The following is a 20,031-nucleotide window of genomic DNA, read 5'->3' as shown; positions in this document are numbered from 1 at the left end:
TTGGCCTCATGCAGGCTGGATGGGAAGCGGCATATGAGCCCTAAATCATACAGCCGAGGTGTATTGCTTTGCCAACGAAAAGGACTACTCCAGACATTTTTCTTATGATCTTGACTTTTACGCTTTTGGCAGTGGGCTTGATAATGGTCTATAGCGCTAGTGCTGTCTGGGCGGACTATAAGTTCAACGACTCATTCTTCTTTGCGAAACGGCAAATGCTGTTTGCTGGTGTTGGAATCATTGCGATGTTTTTTATCATGAATATTGACTACTGGACCTGGCGGACGTGGTCGAAGGTCATCCTGATCGTATGTTTCGTATTGCTGATCCTCGTCCTGATTCCGGGAATCGGGAATGTCCGGAACGGTTCACGAAGCTGGATTGGCGTAGGAGCCTTCTCTGTCCAGCCGTCTGAGTTCATGAAGATTGCGATGATAGCCTTTCTCGCCAAGTTTTTATCTGAAAACCAGAAGATGATCACCACACTGAAAAAAGGACTGATTCCTTCTTTAGGTCTTGTCTTTTTGGCCTTTGGCCTTATTATGCTTCAGCCTGATTTAGGAACAGGCACTGTGATGGTTGGAACTTCTGTTGTCATGATTTTTATAGCCGGAGCACGGATCAGCCACTTTGTTGGACTTGGGTTAATTGGAGTGGCAGGCTTTGTCGGATTGATTGTTTCAGCGCCATACAGGATGAAACGGATCACTTCATTCCTTGACCCCTGGCAGGATCCGCTCGGAAGCGGCTTCCAGATGATTCAATCACTTTATGCGATCGGTCCGGGTGGATTATTCGGGCTGGGGCTTGGACAGAGCCGGCAAAAATTCTTTTACCTGCCGGAACCGCAAACCGATTTTATCTTTGCGATACTTGCCGAGGAACTGGGGTTCATTGGTGGTTCCTTCATTCTCCTGCTGTTTTCTTTGCTTCTGTGGAGAGGCATCAGGATCGCGTTAGGTGCCCCGGATTTATTCGGTACCTTCCTCGCGACCGGAATCATTGCGATGATCGCCATCCAGGTCATGATCAATATAGGTGTCGTAACGGGGCTGATGCCAGTAACAGGAATCACTCTCCCATTCCTTAGCTATGGGGGATCCTCCCTGACACTGATGCTCATGGCTGTCGGTGTACTGCTGAATATCAGCCGCCATTCAAGATATTGAGATCATAGAATAAAAGACCCTGCAGCAGGGTCTTTTATTTATTGGAAAAGGCAGCAAGCATCCTGAATAGTAATAGGAATATACTCCTGTTCATGCTATATTACATTTAAATAACAATATCTTTAAAAATCGTCCTGAAGTTTAGAATATAGTAGAATAGGGTAAAACCGGGAAGTGCCTTTTTTATGGCACAATCTCGGGAGCCATGATTTGCTGGGGTGATGGGTTTCCTTGAAACTGTCCACCCTAAAGAGAAAGAATGGCTGTATAGAGAAATAGAGATTTTTGCTGAGGTGTGGAAAATGAAGATAGCAGTTAGCGGCGGCGGTACGGGTGGACATATTTATCCTGCGCTTGCACTGATCAGGGAGATTCAAAAGAAGGATAGCAATGTTGAGTTTCTGTACATAGGAACCGAAAAAGGGCTCGAAAGCAATCTGGTGCCCAGGGAAAATATCCCCTTTAAATCCATACATATTACAGGCTTCAAACGAAAGATTTCTTTTGAAAACGTAAAAACCGTCCTGCGCTTCCTTAAGGGTGTCAGAGACAGTAAAAAAATGCTTAAGGAATTCAAGCCCGATGTTGTAATTGGCACCGGGGGTTATGTTTGTGGCCCTGTTGTCTATGCGGCAGCGAAAATGGGCATACCTACAATTGTCCATGAGCAAAACAGTGTACCCGGTCTTACAAACAAGTTCCTGAGTCGCTATGTTGATAAGATTGCCATTTGTTTTGAAGAGGCCAGGGAGTTCTTCCCGAAGGAAAAAGTCGTGTTGACAGGAAATCCGCGGGCGTCAGAAGTACTGGGGCAGGATGGAATCAGGGGACGATTATCTTCAGGTCTGAAATTGAAGGTACCGACAGTTCTTATTTTTGGCGGAAGCAGGGGAGCGAGGCCGATCAACGAGGCTGTCGTCAAAAGCCTGACGGAATTAAGCAGCAAGACATATCAGGTGTTATATGTAACGGGAGATGTGCATTTTGAGGAAGTCCGAAAAGAGGTTGAACTGGTAGGGAATCCGGAAAATGTAATCATAAAGCCGTTTATCCATAATATGCCCGAGGTACTTGCCGGGGTTGATTTAACGGTCTCCAGGGCCGGAGCTACAACGTTGGCTGAACTAACGTCACTCGGGATTCCGAGCATCCTTATTCCAAGCCCATATGTGACTGACAACCACCAGGAAAAGAATGCAAGGGCACTGAGTGATAATGGAGCAGCAAGGCTTTTGCTTGAAAAAGATCTTACTGGACCTAAGCTGGTTGAGAATATTGACCAGATCCTGGGGAATGAAGAGAAATTGGCCGGTATGAAGAAAGCGGCCAAAGAACTAGGCATACCTGACGCCGCCCAAAGGCTGTACAGCCTCATTGAGCAATTGGCTAAAAAGTAGCCTATAGGCATGCAGCTGCATAAAATAGTCAAAATAGCTGTATCGTGAAAGGAAGGTATTTATGAAGGATCTAGCTGACAAACTTAGAGAATTGAACATCGGTTCCGTCAAGGAAAATGAACCGCTGGCAAACCATACATCAATGAAAATCGGCGGACCTGCCGACATACTTATTGAGCCTTCATCCATTGAGAATTTAAAAAAAGCAATTGATGTAATCAAATCCTCAGCTGTTAAATGGACGGTAATAGGAAGAGGGTCCAATCTCCTTGTGTCTGATAAAGGAATTGAAGGAGCTGTAATAAAGCTCGGCTCTGGAATCGATGATTTAGAGATCGATGGAACGAAGGTAACAGCAGGCGGAGGCTTGTCACTCGTAAACTTCGCCATCACCATCAGCCGCAAAGGCCTTTCTGGTCTGGAATTTGCCGGGGGCATTCCGGGCTCAATTGGCGGTGCCGTATATATGAATGCTGGTGCCCACGGATCCGACATTTCGCAAATCCTTGAAAAAGCTTATGTGCTTTTTGAGGATGGTTCGCTTGAGTGGCTTACGAATGAAGAAATGAAGTTCTCCTACCGTACATCAGTACTCCAAAAGGAACGTCCTGGAATCGTTGTCGGAGCTGTATTCCAGTTGAAAGAAGGCAACAGGGAAGAGATTGTGGCTGAGCTGCAAAAAAACAAGGACTACCGCAAGGATACCCAGCCTTATAACTTTCCGAGCTGCGGAAGTGTATTCAGGAATCCGCTTCCTAATTACGCTGGCAATTTAATTGAAAAATCCGGCTTGAAGGGCCACCGGATCGGCGGGGCGCAAATCTCTGAGCTTCATGCCAATTTTATCGTCAATACTGGAAATGCAAAGGCTGAGGATGTATTGGGGCTTATTCAGCACGTTAAGGATACAGTTCTTGAAAAGCATGGAGTCAAGATGGAGACAGAGGTTGAAATTATAGGCCGAAAATAACAGGAAATTGCTTTAAGCTGTCAAATTCTGTGATATAATAATTCATTAGATTAGATGAAAATTGGGGAGAGAAACAGCATGTATCCTTTCTTGTGCCGTTCCTCTTTTCCTTTTTTAAAGACTGTGTATGGACAAGCCTGCATACAGTCATCCGTCTGGTCATTGGAAAATATATCTTAGAGATGGCTTCAACCTGTAAGCTCATGATAGATGTTGTTCTTTAGGAAATGGGTTCAGCCGATAAAGAGGGGATTGAAAATGGACAAGGGGAAAATCGTCTCAATTGAAGACCGGATTCCGAAGTTAAAACATCAGAGGCGCAAGAAAGCAAATAGAAGGCTCATCATGCTGCTCGCTATGTTTTTTATCCTGATAGCCAGTGTGATCTATTTTCAATCACCATTAAGCAAGGTGAAGAAAATCACTGTTACCGGAAATGAATCCTATTCTTATGATCAGATTGTCGAAGAAAGCGGACTTACCCTTGAAACCAATGTATGGAAAATCAGCAAGGGAGAAGTGGAAAAGGAACTGCAAAAGATCCAGGAAGTTAAAAAAGCTGTTGTGGATATCCTGCTCCCCAATACAGTGGCGATAAGAATTGAGGAATACAACCGGCTTGCCTACATATCAAAGGGGAAGGATTTTTATCCAGTCCTTGAAAATGGACATATCCTTGGTGAGAAACGAATAGATGAAATTCCTGTCAATGCTCCGATCCTGATCGGTTTTAAAGAGGGCAAGGTTCTGGATGAAATGATCGCTTCGCTTGAGGAACTTCCTCAAGAAGTCATCAATTCCATATCAGAGGTTCATTCCAAGCCTTCAAAGACAGATCAGTTTCTTGTCAAGTTATATATGAATGACGGCTTTGAGGTTAACGCCACTCTCAGGACTTTCTCTGAGAAGATGGCGCATTACCCATCAATTGTCAGCCAGCTGGACCCTGCCAAAAAGGGTGTCATCGACCTTGAGGTTGGCTCCTATTTTAAAGCATTTGAATCAGAGGAAGCAGAGGAAGTTGAAATTGAAAAAGAAAGTGAACAGTAACCGTGTCATCCTTTCACTCGTTTTTCTGGTGCTTGGCTTTATGGTTGCCTTTTCGTTCCGTGTGACCCAGGATGAGAATGACCATAGCAAAGGTTTGACGAACAGGCAGTGGGAGCAGCAGTTGGGCTTGAGGAATGAGTTGATCGAACAGGAAGAAAAAAACCGCGAGCTTCAAAAGGAACTGAATGCCAAGCAGGAGAAAGTCAGGGAAATTGAAGCAAGTCTTTCAAAAGAGGCCCAGGTTTTCTTCAATATGGCGGAAGATGCTGAAAAATATCGTATGTTCCTGGGAAAGGTGAAGGTCAGCGGCAAAGGTGTTAAGGTCACTCTTGCTGATGGAGAGTATAATCCTGAAGAAGAAAATATCAATAACTACCTTGTCCACGAACACCATGTATTCAAGGTGATCAACGAACTTTACATTTCAGGTGCGTCAGCAATTTCCGTTAACGGCCAGAGAATTGCCCATAATTCGTATATTTTGTGTACTGGACCTGTCATAACGGTGGATGGCTACCAGCATCCCGCCCCTTTTGAAATTACTGCAATTGGTGACCCCGATGTTCTTTCCTCCGCTTTAAACATTACCGGTGGGGTAAAAGATCAGCTTGTGAACGACCAGATCATTTTTTCTCTCGAAAAGATGAATGATATTAAAATGGATCCTATTCTGGGAAATTAATTCTGACAGAAGGAAGTATTCCCTAAAATGAATGTTTAATAGGCTTTTTGTAAGTGCCAGTGGATGTTCTCAGGCACGACCAGCAATGGCCTTATGGAAAGCAAGGTGAGAGTTTTGGGCCGACCTAGTAATCTTAGCTTCAGCATGATAGCGGCTATTATCGGGCTGATGGTCGCCATCCAATTTCAAACAGTGAGAGAACCAGTGGTCCGTGACACAAGAGACACATGGCAGCTTCGCGAGGATTTAATGAAAGAAAAGGAATTCCAGTCAAAACTGCTGCTGGAAATCAGGTCAAATGAAGAAAAAATCGCAAAATATGAAACGGAACGGCAGCAAAGCAAGGAAGAAGTGCTCCGTGAGACACTTGCAGAATTGAAGACTGAAGCAGGTTTGACTGAGGTGACCGGACCAGGGCTTACTTTATCGATTGTCCCGGCCTTTAACCTGGTTGTTGAGGGCGGCAACCCTCCTTCGGTTTCACCGGATATGCTGAAAAGACTGTTGAACGAATTGAACATGTATGGAGCAAAGCAGGTTTCGGTTGATGGCGAAAGGGTGATCAACACAACGGTCATCAGGGATATCAATAGGGTGACGAAAATCAATGGGCATTCATTGAACCGTTTCCCCATTGAAATAAAGGTAATCGTAGAAAATTCTCAGGTGGCTGAAAAGTTATACAACCGAATGAAGGTTTCTTCGGTTGCAGAAGATTTTTTCATCGATAACCTTGAAGTGAAGGTGAACAGGCCTGAAAGCCAATTGGCAGTACCTGCCTATCAGGATACAATCAGAATCAGGCATATGGAATCCGTGAAAACAGATAAAGGGGGAGGCAACGGCTAATGTGGCTTCCAATCATGGGGCTGATCATCGGTGCGATCATTGGGTTGTTGACCGATATACGAATTCCTGCAGAATATTCGAACTACCTGTCAATCGCGATCCTGGCCGCCCTTGATACTTTGTTCGGCGGAATCCGAGCCCAGCTGCAGAATATTTATGATGAAAAGGTTTTTGTATCAGGTTTCTTTTTTAATATAGTTTTAGCTGCAAGTTTAGCTTTTCTAGGGGTTCATCTTGGTGTAGACTTGTATTTAGCAGCAGTTTTCGCCTTCGGAGTGAGGCTGTTCCAGAATATCGCTGTTATCAGGAGAATATTATTGACAAAATGGTCGACTTCAAGTGAAAAGTAGAAAAAAAAATGATATTTTAAAAGGGAAATATTTAATTGTGACGAATAAAGTAGTGTAAATTAAAATGAAAAGCAATTAGATAAGCGTCCGAAATTGTTGTTCAAACATATGTAATTGTTGAAGGAGGTGCCACAGAATGAACAGCAATGATATATATGTCAGTCTTGACATCGGTACATCCAGTGTCAAAGTGATCATTGGTGAAATGGTCAACGACTCTTTAAATATAATTGGTGTTGGCAATGTGAAGTCCGAAGGGTTGAGAAAGGGCTCCATTGTTGATATAGATGAAACCGTTCATTCTATTAAAAAGGCAGTAGAGCAAGCTGAGAGAATGATAGGTATGAAGATTAACCAGGTGATTGTTGGTGTCACCGGCAACCATGTATCGCTATTGCCTTGCCATGGCGTGGTTGCAGTATCGAGCGACAACCGTGAAATCACGAACGAGGATGTCGCGAGGGTCATTGATGCCGCGCAGGTTGTATCAATCCCGCCCGAGCGAGAAATAATAGACGTGATTCCAAAGCAGTTCATCGTTGATGGCCTTGATGAAATCAATGATCCAAGGGGCATGATCGGTGTCAGGCTCGAAATGGAAGGTACGATCATAACAGGTTCTAAAACCATCTTACATAATACCCTTCGTTGTGTGGAGCGTGCTGGACTGGAAATACTGGATATTGCCCTTCAGCCGCTGGCGGCGGGAGCATTCGCTCTCTCGAAGGATGAGAAGAACATGGGCGTCGCTATGATTGATATCGGAGGCGGTTCCACGACAGTCGCCGTTTTTGAGAACGGGCACCTGAGAGGGACATCCGTGATTCCGGTTGGCGGGGATCATATAACAAAAGACTTGTCCATCGGATTGCGCACGACTACCGAAGAAGCAGACAAGCTAAAACTGAAGCATGGACATGCCTTTTATGACCATGCTTCCGAAGAGGAAGTTTTCGAGGTTTCAATCATCGGAAGTGACCAGCAACAGCAGTTCAACCAGCTGGAAGTTGCCGACATCATCGAGGCAAGGATGGAGGAAATCTTCTCCCTTGTCCAGGATGAGCTGAAGATGATGAACATTAGAGACCTTCCTGGCGGATTCGTCTTAACAGGAGGTACAGCCAATATGCAGGGCGTACTCGAACTCGCCCAGGATATTTTCCAAAGCAGGATTCGACTCGCGGTCCCTGACTATATTGGAGTAAGAGAACCGCAGTATACAACAGCAGTAGGATTGATCCAATTTGCTTATAAGAACGCGAAATTAAAAGGAAAGAAAATGGAAGCAGCTTTTAGTGAATTAGAACCGAAAGAAAAAAGAGTTCAAAAACAGCCGCATCCAAAATCGAAGCCTGAGAAACAGCCTGAAGAAAAAGTCACCTCAAGAATGAAGAAATTTCTTGGCTACTTTTTTGAATAATCAGAGCTAACAGGAAATCGGCGAATTAGGAGGATTTGTCATGTTGGAATTTGATACGAATTTAGATTCACTTGCTACGATAAAAGTAATCGGTGTTGGCGGCGGCGGAAATAATGCGGTTAACCGAATGATTGAACACGGTGTACAAGGTGTAGAGTTCATCGCCGTCAATACTGACGCACAGGCGCTTAACCTTTCCAAAGCTGAAATCAGAATGCAAATCGGCGCAAAGTTGACCCGCGGGCTTGGTGCGGGTGCAAACCCTGAGGTAGGCAAAAAAGCTGCTGAGGAAAGCAAAGAGCAAATCGAAGAAGTATTGAAAGGTGCAGACATGGTGTTCGTTACTGCCGGAATGGGCGGTGGAACTGGAACGGGTGCTGCACCGGTAATCGCACAGATCGCCAAAGATCTTGGTGCGTTAACGGTGGGGGTTGTTACACGCCCATTCACTTTTGAAGGACGCAAGCGTGCCGGGCAAGCTGGCGGTGGAATAGGTGCAATGAAGGAAGCGGTAGACACACTGATCGTCATTCCAAACGACCGCTTGCTTGAGATTGTCGACAAGAGTACACCTATGCTTGAAGCATTCCGTGAGGCGGATAATGTTCTTCGCCAGGGTGTCCAGGGTATTTCTGACTTGATCGCTACTCCAGGATTGATCAACCTTGACTTCGCTGACGTAAAAACAATCATGTCCAATAAAGGTTCAGCCTTGATGGGTATTGGGGTAGCATCAGGAGAAAACCGTGCTACTGAGGCAGCCAAAAAAGCTATTTCGTCTCCATTGCTTGAAACATCGCTTGATGGAGCACAGGGTGTCTTGATGAACATTACTGGCGGCACGAATTTGAGCCTGTATGAAGTCCAGGAAGCTGCTGATATTGTAGCTTCAGCTTCAGACCAGGATGTAAACATGATTTTCGGTTCTGTCATCAATGAGAACCTTAAGGACGAAATCATTGTTACTGTGATTGCTACAGGATTCAACGAAGAAGTCACCCAGACAAAGCCGCAAAGACCAGGTTTTGGCGGCCAGCAGAAGCAGGGCCTGGGAGCGGTCAAACGAGAACAGCCAAAGCGCGAAGAGATCCAGCAGGAAGCACCGAGAAGCAATCCTTCATCCCAGGGTGAAGATGCATTGGATATTCCAACTTTCCTGCGCAACCGCAATAGAAGACGTTAATTGAAACATTCAAGGGGCATAGCCGAACAGGCTATGTCCCTTTTCTATGAAGAGAATTGATATTGCTTTTGACTTCTCAGGATTAAACCTACTAGTACATCATTCCGTTTATCCATTCAATAAATAATCTGAAAATTGACAAAATCCGAATGTAAAAGTGAAAATCTCTGTTGTTTTGTTGCCAGAATGTGACACACTTCATAGGTCATAGACGATATACTTTTTCGTAACGGAATGATAGAGGAGAAACACTGCACGTATTTCATTCTCCCTTATCTGCCGATCCAGCACGAAGCTTTCTGACTGACTGTTAATGCTATCAAGTTCATATTGGCGTGAAGGACAAATTAGGTGCTAACGCTCTTTAATCAGGAGGATGAGAGGTGAAGGTCTATCTGGATGTGATTTGGGCGCTGAATCTATTATTTGATACGTTCCTTCTTTATTTGACCGCGATCATCCTTAAAAGGCAGGTTAAGTTGTGGCGGCTTGCATTGGGGGGCGCTATCGGTTCAATGCTCATTATTTTGTCTATTACTCCGTTACATGCTGCTGCCGGGCACCCAGTTGGTAAATTGTTTTTCTCGATTCTCATGGTCCTTGCAGCCTTCGGATACAATAGATTCCGTTTTTTTGTAAAGTCCCTTATGACTTTTTATGTAACTACCTTCTTACTGGGGGGCACCTTGACAGGAGTCCATTATTTCATCCAGTTTGATATGGACCTCGCCTCGAATGTAGCGTTGAACTATATTAAAGGTTTTGGGGATCCAGTCAGCTGGTTGTTCGTCCTGCTTGGCTTTCCGCTTGCCTGGCATTTTTCTAAAAGGAATATAGAACAATTTGAAATGACAAAGATTCAATATGATTCACTGGCTGGCGTGGAAGTGCAATTCATGGGTATGGTATACGAGGTTAAAGGACTTATTGACAGCGGCAACCAGCTATATGATCCGATTTCGAAAATGCCCGTGATGATCTTCTCCATTGCCGGAGAGTTGGAAAGACTACCTGTTGAAATCAGAAGAATTGCTGAGAATCCGGATTGTGTACTGTCGGGGGAAGGTAACTTTACGCAGCAGCTCGAGAACAGGATGAGAATCATTCCGTGCAAGGTGGTTGGACAAGAACATCAATTGATCATTGCTTTCAATCCAGAAAAAATTACGATTACTGCGGAAGATGGGGTGTATGTGGCAGAGAAGGGGTTGATTTCATTTACTGCCCAGCAACTTTCTGCCGATGGAAGCTTCCAGTGCATTATCCATCCGAAAATGATGACAGGCATGGCAAAGTCTGATTCAACGGTTAAGGTAAGCTAATAATACTATACTCAGAAATACATAATTTAGAAGGAGGACAATCAATGAAAAATTTACGGCTTCGGTTATCCTATTACTGGTATAAATTATTAATGAAACTTGGTTTAAAAACAGATGAAATATATTATATCGGCGGTAGCGAAGCGTTGCCACCTCCTTTGACCAAGGAAGAGGAAGAAGTGCTGTTAAATAAGCTGCCCAACGGCGATAAGGCTGCAAGGTCAATCCTCATTGAACGGAATTTGAGGCTTGTCGTCTACATTGCCCGCAAATTTGAAAATACAGGTATCAATATTGAAGACTTGATCAGTATCGGGACCATAGGATTGATCAAAGCAGTCAATACATTCAATCCCGAAAAAAAATCAAACTCGCAACCTATGCGTCCAGATGCATTGAAAATGAAATTTTGATGTACTTGCGCCGAAATAACAAGTTGCGGTCTGAGGTTTCTTTTGATGAGCCACTGAATATTGACTGGGACGGCAATGAACTCCTTTTGTCCGACGTGCTTGGCACCGATGATGACATCATCACGAAGGATCTTGAGTCCAACGTAGATAAAAAACTGCTTGTAAAAGCGCTTCAGCAGCTTTCTGACCGTGAAAAACAGATCATGGAACTGCGCTTTGGGCTTGGAAGCGGCCAAGAAAAGACACAAAAAGATGTTGCTGATATGCTGGGAATCTCTCAGTCCTATATTTCCCGACTTGAGAAAAGAATCATTAAACGGTTACGTAAAGAATTCAATAAAATGGTATAGCAAAAAAATTTCTTGGAAAAATTTTTACGTGAATATCATTGATAATCTGCGGTTTTCCTGGGTGACCCTTCCATTTTCAGTCGTGGTACCCGGTAAATAGTGCATATTTTTCCTTCCTGCGGAGATACTGAATTTTGACAGCAGCTCCTGTGAGGAGGGAAAAGATTGACACGAAACAAAGTTGAAATTTGCGGTGTTGATACATCAAAGCTTCCCGTTCTAAAAAACGAGGAAATGAGAAAACTTTTTAGAGAAATGCAAAGTGGTGACATCACAGCTAGAGAAAAACTTGTGAATGGGAACCTAAGGCTTGTTTTAAGTGTAATCCAGCGATTTAACAACCGGGGCGAGTTTGTCGACGATCTGTTTCAGGTCGGGTGTATAGGCCTTATGAAATCCATTGATAATTTTGATCTGGGACAGAATGTAAAGTTTTCAACCTATGCCGTTCCGATGATCATTGGCGAAATCAGACGGTATTTAAGAGATAATAATCCAATCAGAGTATCGCGTTCCTTAAGGGATATTGCCTATAAAGCCCTGCAGGTCAGGGAAAGGCTGATGAGTGAGGCATCAAGGGAACCAACGGCTGAGGAAATCGCCAAGGTGCTTGAGGTACCGCATGAGGAGATTGTCTTCGCTCTGGATGCGATCCAGGACCCTGTCTCCCTGTTTGAACCGATTTATAATGACGGCGGGGACCCAATCTATGTGATGGACCAGTTGAGTGATGAGCGAAACAAAGATTCTAACTGGATTGAGGAAATCGCCCTTAAGGAAGGCATGAGACGCCTTAATGAGAGGGAAAAGCTGATTTTGCGCAAAAGATTCTTCCAGGGAAAAACCCAAATGGAAGTTGCCGACGAAATCGGCATCTCACAGGCACAGGTATCCCGTCTTGAAAAAGCCGCAATAAAACAAATGAATAAGAATATCCAGAGCTAAGCTGCCTTTTTGGCAGCTTTTTCATTTATCAGAAACCCGCTATTCATAAATCATACATTCGGTTTCTTTTCATATATTTCTAATAGGTGAAAAAGCGCCAATGCGAAATCCGGAGGGATCAGTATGGTTAAGGTGACGGAATTTCAGGTGAAGGATGTCGTCAATGTATCGGATGGAAAAAGACTCGGTAACATTGAAGATTTTGAGATCAATTTAAATACAGGAAAAATCGAAGCGGTTGTGATCGGAAGCAGCGGGAAAGTTCTGGGTTTTTTCGGCAAGGAGGATGAATTTGTCATCCCATGGAGGAATATCCTGAAGATTGGCGAGGACGTCATCCTGGTCAGATATAAGGACAGCGGGGAATATATCCAGCAAGAGGAGCGGGACGAGTAACCGTATCACTGTTGTCTTGCAGCAACTTTGTGATAAACTAGACAAAAACACGGTGAGGTAAGATAAATGGAACCATTCATTTTAAGTAGCAAAGAATATTTCTCAATAAAAGAATGGATGGATCGTTTTCCAGGTCTGGAGGCTGGATTCACGTCAAAGAATGGCGGAGTGAGCCAGCAGGCTTTTACAGGACTGAATTTTGGTTTCCATGTAGGTGATGAGCAGGGGGCCGTATGCGAAAATCGTCTCCTGCTGTCCGATAAAATCGATTTCCCGTTATCAAGCTGGGTAGGTGCTGAGCAAACGCATGATACCAGGATTGCGCGCGTCTCAAAAACTGATAAAGGACGGGGCTCTGATGCATATGAATCTTCTTTTTCTGGAACGGATGGTTTCTTCACAGACGAAAAAGAAATCTTGCTGACATTATGCTTTGCCGATTGTGTACCGCTTTATTTCATTGAGCCGGAGCTGGGGATAATTGGTGTTGCCCACGCAGGCTGGAAGGGGACAGTAAACGGCATCGGTTCTGAGATGATTAACAAATTTCAGCAAAATGGGGCAAATATAGAAAAAATTTATGCAGTAATTGGCCCATCAATATGCAAAAAATGTTATATTGTTGATGAGAGAGTGATCTCTTTAGTAAAAAATATACTAGATGGTGTCGATATATTACCATATAATCAAGTTAGTGATGGTCAATATTCACTTGATTTGAAAGAATTGAACCGGCAGATTATGGTGAAGGCCGGGATAAAAGCCGAGAATATACTAGTTTCCGAATTTTGCACGAGCTGCCATAGCGAACATTTTTATTCGCACAGACGGGAGCACGGGAAAGCAGGACGGATGATGGCTTATATTGGCTGGAAGGAGGATAGCCGTCCATAAATGAAAGTATCTGAAAATCTGGAGGTTATCCAGAAGCAAATTGCAGATGCCTGTGAAAAGGCTGGCCGGAGTCCGGAAGAAGTCAAAATCATCGCAGTTACCAAATATGTATCACCAGAAAGGGCCCAGGAGGCCATTGAGTCCGGGGTCATCCATCTGGGTGAAAACCGCGATGAAGGTCTGCTCGACAAGATCAGCAAATTGAAGGACAAGCCGGTATGGCACTTCATTGGGACACTGCAGACAAGAAAAGTTAAAAACATCATTGAGCATGTTACATATATCCATTCACTGGACAGGCTGTCGCTTGCGAAGGAAATCGATAAGCGCGCCTCATCCAAAGTGAATTGCCTCGTCCAGATCAATGCATCCGGCGAGGAAAGCAAGCATGGATTAGAGCCTCACCAGGTCATTGATTTTGTTAGAGAGCTGAAGCAATATCCATACATCGAGGTCAGCGGATTAATGACAATGGCACCTTATACCGAGGATGAGCAGGTAATCAGGGATTGTTTCAGGACATTGAAGCAGCTTCAGCGAGAAATTCAGGCACTCAATCTTGAATTTGCCCCATGTAACGAACTATCCATGGGAATGTCAAATGATTTTAAAATAGCGGTTGAAGAAGGCTCTACAATGGTGCGAATTGGCACTGCTTTGGTAGGCAACGAATCGGAGGTGCAATAAAATGAGCTTGAAATCGAAAATTAAGACATTTTTTTTCCTGGAAGATGAATATGACTATAGAGATGAGGATATGCTCGAAGAGGAAGCTGAGCCTATGAAGCCAAGCAAGCAGCCTGTTCAGCAAAAACAAAATGTAGTGAGCCTGCAAAGCGTTCAAAAATCATCCAAAGTGATTCTGATGGAGCCGAGGATGTATGCGGAAGCACAGGAAATCGCCGATCATCTGAGAAATCGCCGAGCAGTAGTAGTGAACCTTCAGCGCATCGAGCAGGACCAGGCAAGGCGGATCGTGGACTTCCTTAGCGGCACTGTCTATGCGATTAGCGGGGATATTCAGCGGATTGGCATGAATATCTTCTTATGCACCCCGGATAATGTGGAAGTGACAGGAAATATTTCTGAACTGATGCAGGAGCGGGATTACCAAGAGTCGAGGTGGTAGATTAAATGGATTTAGTTATAGGTATAATAGCTCAAATTGTAAGTTTATATCAGTGGGCCCTGATCATCTATATTTTTATGTCATGGTTCCCGAACGCAAGAGAGACTGCGATTGGCCAATTTCTCGCAAGGATTTGCGAGCCATTCCTGGAGCCGTTCCGCAAGATTGTCCCTTCAATTGGCATGATCGATATCTCGCCAATCGTCGCTTTCCTAGTATTGCGCTTCGCAGTCAGTGGACTTTATCAGCTGGCGGCATGGTTTTAATATGAAACTTTTCTTGCAGGGTCGTATGCGGCCCTGCTTGTTTTCATTTCATCCTCAGGCAGTATGAGACAGGTCATAGGGCCGGTTTCTGCCTTTCACGCGTTGGCATTGTTTTGTGAAGACGATAAGGATCGATAATCTAAAGGAGAACAAACATGAGCATTTACCAGCATTTCCGTCCTGAAGAACGGGAATTCATCGACCAGATTATTAACTGGAAGGAATATGTGGAACAGAACTATGCTCCAAAACTGACTGATTTCCTTGACCCCAGGGAACAGCAAATCCTGGCCACCGTCATAGGAAAGCATCCCGATGTGAAGTGGGAGCTGTTTGGCGGATCTCCAGGCACGGAAAGAAAGCGCGCCTTTCTTTTTCCAGAATACCTTGAAGCGAAGCCAGAGGACTTCCAGATCAAGCTTTTCGGTATTGATTATGCGAAGAAGTTTGTCACGATCGAACATCGTCAGGTATTGGGAAGCCTGATGTCACTGGGACTGAAGCGGGGTAAATACGGCGACATCCTGATTGATGGCGATCAGGTCCAATTTTTCGCAGGTGCTGAAATTGCTGATTATATCCGTCTGCAGCTTGAGTCGATCGGCAGGGCATCAATCAACCTGAGCGAGCTGCCGCTGGAAAAAGCAGTGGCAATCGAAGAGGATTGGCAAGAGATGAGTACGACCGTTTCTTCCTTAAGACTTGATACAGTAATGTCCGCTCTTTTCAACCTTTCCCGGCAAAAATCGCAGCTGCTGATCCAGCATGGACATGTAAAGGTCAACTGGACGGCCATAGAAAATACAGCCTTTGAATGTGGTGAAGGGGATGTCATATCGGCAAGGGGATACGGCCGTGCGAAAATGATCACAATTGAAGGGAAAACAAAAAAAGATAAATATCGAGTTATTGCCGGCAGAAAAAAATAATTATATAGTTATAGTAGAAGGATTTTTAGTTTTTTTGTCGAATCATTGCTTTAAGTACATAAAGGATTATAACTTAATGGGAGGTGGCGTAATGCCTTTAACGCCGTTAGATATACACAACAAAGAATTCAACAAGGGATTTCGCGGGTATGATGAAGATGAAGTAAACGAGTTTCTTGACCAGGTGATCAAGGACTATGAACTAATTATCCGAGAGAAAAAAGAACTTGAAGAAAAACTGAATGAATTGAATTCAAGGCTTGGCCATTTTACAAATATTGAAGAAACACTTAATAAATCAATCGTCATTGCCCAGGAGGCAGGGGAAGAAGTCCGCCGCAATGCTCAAAAAGAAGTGAAGCTGATCATCAAGGAAGCGGAAAAGAACGCTGACAGGATCATCAACGAATCCCTATCAAAGGCTCGCAAAATCGCACTGGAAATCGAGGAACTGAAGAAGCAGTCAAAAGTATTCAGAACCAGATTCAAGATGCTGATCGAGGCACAGCTTGATATGCTGAACACGGATGACTGGGATCATCTGCTTGAATATGAATTGGATTCAACAGAACTGAAGGCCTCTGCAAGAGAAGAAGAAGATTCACTGGCTTGACGCAAGCACGCTATTTCGCATATAATTTCATAACAAAGTGCAATACATGACAGAAACGTTGACAGGGACAGTAAGGCAGTCCAAGAGCTTGCTTCATCAGCGAAATGGGGAAGGTGGAAGCCCATTGCAAGCGGACAGCCAGAACATCACCCTATAGTTCCGAGCTGAACGTCCGGTATGGATCATTAAGCGCAGGCGTGACATCCGCGTTAAGGATGCTAAGAGGACAGGGTTCATTTACTTGTCTATTTAGGGTGGTACCGCGGGAATAAACCTTCTCGTCCCTTTCGAGGGATGAGGAGGTTTTTTTTATTTTCACCTTAATCTGGAATGATATTGCATCGGTAAAATAGGAGGATCAATTTAATGGAGTACAAAGACACATTGCTCATGCCGAAGACCGAGTTTCCAATGCGCGGAAATCTTCCGAACAGGGAGCCGGAGATCCAGGCTAAATGGGAAGAAATGAATATCTATGAAAAAGTTCAACAGCACACAGAAGGACGCCCGCTATTCGTCCTTCATGACGGGCCTCCATACGCAAATGGAGATATCCATATGGGACACGCGCTGAATAAAGTCCTAAAAGATTTTATCGTCCGCTATAAGTCGATGAGCGGTTTCTGCGCCCCATACGTACCAGGCTGGGACACACATGGATTGCCAATTGAACAGGCACTTACCAACAAAGGTGTAAAGCGCAAGGAAATGAAGGTTGCTGAGTTCAGGAAGCTATGTGAAGAGTATGCCTATGAGCAAATCAACAACCAGCGTGAACAGTTCAAGCGCCTTGGCGTGAGAGGTGACTGGGAAAATCCTTATATCACATTGAAGCCTGAGTATGAGGCACAGCAAATCAAGGTATTCGGCGAGATGGCGAAGAAAGGCTATATCTATAAAGGTAAAAAGCCAGTGTACTGGTCACCATCAAGTGAATCAGCATTGGCAGAAGCTGAAATCGAGTACCAGGATAAGCGATCAGCTTCCATCTATGTTGGTTTCCCTGTGAAAGACGGCAAAAGCGTTCTTGACCAGGATGTTGAAATCGTCATCTGGACGACAACACCATGGACAATTCCTGCAAACCTTGGCATTTCCGTTCACCCTGACCTGACTTACGTTGTCGTGGAAGCGGACGGAAGGAAATTCCTTGTCGCTGAAGAACTTTTAGAAGCCGTTTCGAATGAAATCGGCTGGGAAAACGCTTCTCAAGTCAAGAAAGTAGCTGGTAAGGAGCTTGAAGGAGTTCTTGCCAAGCATCCATTATATGGCCGTGATTCACTTGTCATGCTTGGCGAGCATGTTACGACAGATGCAGGTACTGGCTGCGTCCATACTGCTCCTGGCCACGGGGAAGACGATTTCCATGTAGGGCAGAAATATGGTCTTGAAGTATTATGCCCTGTTGATGATAAAGGTGTTATGACAGCTGAAGCAGAAGGATTTGAAGGGTTATTCTACGATCAAGCAAACAAGCCGATCACAGAAAAGCTTGAAGAAGCTGGAGCTTTACTGAAATTAAGCTTCATCACTCACTCATACCCGCATGACTGGAGAACGAAAAAGCCTGTTATCTTCCGTGCTACTGCACAGTGGTTCGCATCAATCAAGGATTTCAGAAGCGAATTGCTAAAAGCGGTTGAAGAAACGAAATGGGTTCCAGCCTGGGGAGAAACAAGATTGTTCAACATGGTCCGCGACCGAGGTGACTGGTGTATTTCCCGCCAGCGTGCATGGGGCGTTCCGATTCCAGTTTTCTATGCTGAGAATGGCGAAGAAATCATCACGGACGAAACAATCGAGCATGTGTCCAGCCTGTTCCGCGAGCATGGTTCAAATATCTGGTTTGAAAAAGATGCGAAGGACCTGCTGCCTGAAGGCTTCAGCCACACTGGAAGCCCGAACGGCCAGTTTACAAAAGAAACAGACATCATGGATGTTTGGTTCGATTCTGGTTCTTCCCACCAGGCGGTGCTTGTAGAGCGAGATGATCTGCAGCGCCCGGCAGACCTTTATCTTGAAGGGTCTGACCAGTATCGCGGCTGGTTCAACTCATCGTTATCAACTGCTGTTGCCGTTACTGGCAAGGCTCCGTACAAAGGTGTCTTGAGCCACGGCTTTGCTCTCGATGGAGAAGGCCGCAAGATGAGTAAGTCAATCGGAAACGTAGTAGTTCCAGCGAAGGTAATGAATCAGTTAGGTGCCGACATCCTTCGTCTCTGGGTTGCTTCTGTAGACTATCAGTCAGATGTACGCGTTTCTGATGCGATTTTGAAGCAAGTCGCTGAAGTCTATCGTAAAATCCGCAACACATTCAGATTCTTGCTCGGCAACCTTTCTGATTTCAATCCTGCGACAGATGCAGTTCCATTTGAGCAGCTGAGAGAAGTCGACCAGTTCATGCTTGTAAAGCTGAACAAATTGATCAAGTATGTACGCAATGCATATGACAATTATGAATTTGCAGGCGTCTACCATGCTGTCAATAACTTCTGTACGCTTGACTTAAGTGCATTCTACCTTGATTTTGCGAAGGATGTTCTGTACATTGAAGCAGCTGATCACGCTGATCGCCGTGCAATCCAGACAGTCTTGCATGAGAGCCTATTGGCATTAGTAAAGCTGACTGCACCAATCCTTTCTCACACAGCAGATGAAGTATGGGCATTCATCCCTTCAGCGAAGGAAGATAGCGTCCAGCTGACAGATATGCCTGAAGCGAAGGAAATCGCAAATGCAGACGCACTTGAAGCGAAGTGGAATGCATTCATGAAGCTTCGTGACGATGTCCTGAAGGCCCTTGAAGAAGCAAGGAACTCTAAAGTGATCGGCAAATCGCTGACAGCGAAGGTTTCGCTGTACGTCAACGACAAAACTAAAGAGCTTCTGGATTCTGTTTCTGAAAACCTGAGCCAGCTGTTTATCGTATCCGGTTTCGAAGTTGCAGGCACTTATAATGAAGCACCTGAGAATGCCATCAAACTTGAAACTGCGGCAATCGTCGTAACAAAAGCGGAAGGCGAAACATGTGAACGATGCTGGGTTGTCACACCAGAAGTAGGCAAGGTTGAAGAGCACCCAACCCTTTGCCCGCGCTGTGCAACCGTAGTAAAAGAAAATTATTAATGTTTATGAACTCCGGGTTTATCCCGGAGTTTTTTCTGTCCAAATATCTTCCTGCTCCGGGAAATCCTGCAGTACATGTAAAAAGTTTAGCTGATTCAGTAAGGGCGATGCGGAAATAATAGCTGTAAACAGGAACGGGGGCAGATATATGGAAGGTAATCTTGATTACATTTACAATGAGCTCCGCGAAACGAGAACAGAACTGTTAGCGTACCTGAATCATGGTCAAAAAGATGAAAGGATTTTACAATACATCCTGGATGAATTAAGGGATATTGAAACAGCATTGAACAAAATGGAAAACGGCGAGTATGGGAAATGCGAAATATCAGGTGAATATTTGCCATACGAACTGCTTCAAACCATTCCCACCGCTAAATCAGTCACAGAACTGCACCAGGTGGAGCACTTTCTCCGGAAGCCGATTTATTCTTGATATGAGGTAATCATTAAAAAGAAAAAAGCAGATGCTTTTATGTAAGGCAGAGCTAAAGATGCGCGATTAGTTTAAGCTCAGTCTATAAAATCCGAAATTATTTGAAGCATAAGCGTTGTAAAATGTGCATGGTCTTCGGACA

General features: G+C 44.4%; 20 protein-coding genes and 1 pseudogene. All 21 read left to right on the top strand.

The window, feature by feature from the left end:
- Positions 1–104 precede the first annotated feature (104 nt).
- Positions 105–1,169: a stage V sporulation protein E gene (gene spoVE, locus EJA10_RS06525; RefSeq protein ID WP_425462079.1), complete on the top strand. Its 1,065-nt coding sequence runs from the start codon at positions 105–107 to the stop codon at positions 1,167–1,169.
- A 302-nt stretch (positions 1,170–1,471) separates the two neighbouring features.
- Positions 1,472–2,566: an undecaprenyldiphospho-muramoylpentapeptide beta-N-acetylglucosaminyltransferase gene (gene murG, locus EJA10_RS06520; RefSeq protein ID WP_125479199.1), complete on the top strand. Its 1,095-nt coding sequence runs from the start codon at positions 1,472–1,474 to the stop codon at positions 2,564–2,566.
- A gap of 61 nt (positions 2,567–2,627) precedes the next feature.
- Positions 2,628–3,536: a UDP-N-acetylmuramate dehydrogenase gene (gene murB, locus EJA10_RS06515; protein ID WP_125479198.1), complete on the top strand. Its 909-nt coding sequence runs from the start codon at positions 2,628–2,630 to the stop codon at positions 3,534–3,536.
- Positions 3,537–3,794: 258 nt separating this feature from the next.
- Positions 3,795–4,586 (top strand): cell division protein FtsQ/DivIB, encoded by a 792-nt coding sequence (locus EJA10_RS23740; protein ID WP_125479197.1) that lies wholly within the window; start codon positions 3,795–3,797, stop codon positions 4,584–4,586.
- Complete coding sequence (locus EJA10_RS06505; protein WP_246017701.1) at positions 4,564–5,268, top strand: DUF881 domain-containing protein; 705 nt, start codon at positions 4,564–4,566, stop codon at positions 5,266–5,268. Before EJA10_RS23740 ends, EJA10_RS06505 begins: the two co-directional genes overlap by 23 nt.
- A 114-nt stretch (positions 5,269–5,382) precedes the next feature.
- Positions 5,383–6,117 (top strand): DUF881 domain-containing protein, encoded by a 735-nt coding sequence (locus EJA10_RS06500; protein ID WP_425462073.1) that lies wholly within the window; start codon positions 5,383–5,385, stop codon positions 6,115–6,117.
- A complete protein-coding gene (locus EJA10_RS06495; protein ID WP_125479196.1) occupies positions 6,117–6,467 on the top strand; it encodes a small basic family protein in 351 nt (116 codons plus the stop codon). The genes EJA10_RS06500 and EJA10_RS06495 overlap by 1 nt, the downstream gene beginning before the upstream one ends.
- A 136-nt stretch (positions 6,468–6,603) precedes the next feature.
- Positions 6,604–7,887: a cell division protein FtsA gene (ftsA, locus tag EJA10_RS06490; protein ID WP_125479195.1), complete on the top strand. Its 1,284-nt coding sequence runs from the start codon at positions 6,604–6,606 to the stop codon at positions 7,885–7,887.
- A 40-nt stretch (positions 7,888–7,927) separates the two neighbouring features.
- Positions 7,928–9,070, top strand: coding sequence for a cell division protein FtsZ (gene ftsZ / locus EJA10_RS06485; RefSeq protein ID WP_125479194.1), 1,143 nt, complete (start codon positions 7,928–7,930; stop codon positions 9,068–9,070).
- Positions 9,071–9,453: 383 nt separating this feature from the next.
- Complete coding sequence (spoIIGA, locus tag EJA10_RS06480) at positions 9,454–10,392, top strand: sigma-E processing peptidase SpoIIGA (RefSeq protein WP_125479193.1); 939 nt, start codon at positions 9,454–9,456, stop codon at positions 10,390–10,392.
- A 44-nt stretch (positions 10,393–10,436) separates the two neighbouring features.
- Positions 10,437–11,155, top strand: a pseudogene (gene sigE / locus EJA10_RS06475) (RNA polymerase sporulation sigma factor SigE).
- A gap of 165 nt (positions 11,156–11,320) precedes the next feature.
- Positions 11,321–12,100 (top strand): RNA polymerase sporulation sigma factor SigG, encoded by a 780-nt coding sequence (gene sigG / locus EJA10_RS06470; protein WP_125479192.1) that lies wholly within the window; start codon positions 11,321–11,323, stop codon positions 12,098–12,100.
- A 123-nt stretch (positions 12,101–12,223) separates the two neighbouring features.
- Positions 12,224–12,496 carry a YlmC/YmxH family sporulation protein gene (locus EJA10_RS06465; protein WP_125479191.1) on the top strand — a complete coding sequence of 91 codons (273 nt, stop codon included), beginning with the start codon at positions 12,224–12,226 and terminating at the stop codon, positions 12,494–12,496.
- Positions 12,497–12,562: 66 nt separating this feature from the next.
- Positions 12,563–13,390, top strand: a complete 828-nt coding sequence (gene pgeF / locus EJA10_RS06460) for a peptidoglycan editing factor PgeF (RefSeq protein WP_125479190.1) — start codon at positions 12,563–12,565, stop codon at positions 13,388–13,390.
- On the top strand, positions 13,391–14,077 hold the full coding sequence (locus EJA10_RS06455; RefSeq protein ID WP_125479189.1) for a YggS family pyridoxal phosphate-dependent enzyme: 687 nt from the start codon (positions 13,391–13,393) through the stop codon (positions 14,075–14,077).
- Between the two features lies 1 nt (position 14,078).
- Positions 14,079–14,519, top strand: a complete 441-nt coding sequence (locus EJA10_RS06450) for a cell division protein SepF (RefSeq protein ID WP_125479188.1) — start codon at positions 14,079–14,081, stop codon at positions 14,517–14,519.
- 5 nt (positions 14,520–14,524) lie between these two features.
- A complete protein-coding gene (locus tag EJA10_RS06445; RefSeq protein WP_125479187.1) occupies positions 14,525–14,785 on the top strand; it encodes a YggT family protein in 261 nt (86 codons plus the stop codon).
- A gap of 155 nt (positions 14,786–14,940) precedes the next feature.
- Positions 14,941–15,714 (top strand): YlmH family RNA-binding protein, encoded by a 774-nt coding sequence (locus EJA10_RS06440; protein WP_125479186.1) that lies wholly within the window; start codon positions 14,941–14,943, stop codon positions 15,712–15,714.
- Positions 15,715–15,805: 91 nt separating this feature from the next.
- Positions 15,806–16,327: a DivIVA domain-containing protein gene (locus EJA10_RS06435; protein ID WP_125479185.1), complete on the top strand. Its 522-nt coding sequence runs from the start codon at positions 15,806–15,808 to the stop codon at positions 16,325–16,327.
- Between the two features lie 366 nt (positions 16,328–16,693).
- On the top strand, positions 16,694–19,453 hold the full coding sequence (gene ileS, locus EJA10_RS06430) for an isoleucine--tRNA ligase (protein WP_125479184.1): 2,760 nt from the start codon (positions 16,694–16,696) through the stop codon (positions 19,451–19,453).
- Between the two features lie 148 nt (positions 19,454–19,601).
- Positions 19,602–19,889 carry a TraR/DksA C4-type zinc finger protein gene (locus tag EJA10_RS06425; protein WP_125479183.1) on the top strand — a complete coding sequence of 96 codons (288 nt, stop codon included), beginning with the start codon at positions 19,602–19,604 and terminating at the stop codon, positions 19,887–19,889.
- Positions 19,890–20,031: the final 142 nt, after the last annotated feature.

This window comes from Mesobacillus subterraneus (genome assembly GCF_003937825.1).
Taxonomy (GTDB): Bacteria; Bacillota; Bacilli; order Bacillales; family Cytobacillaceae; genus Mesobacillus; species Mesobacillus subterraneus.
This window is presented reverse-complemented; position numbering and strand designations above follow the sequence as displayed.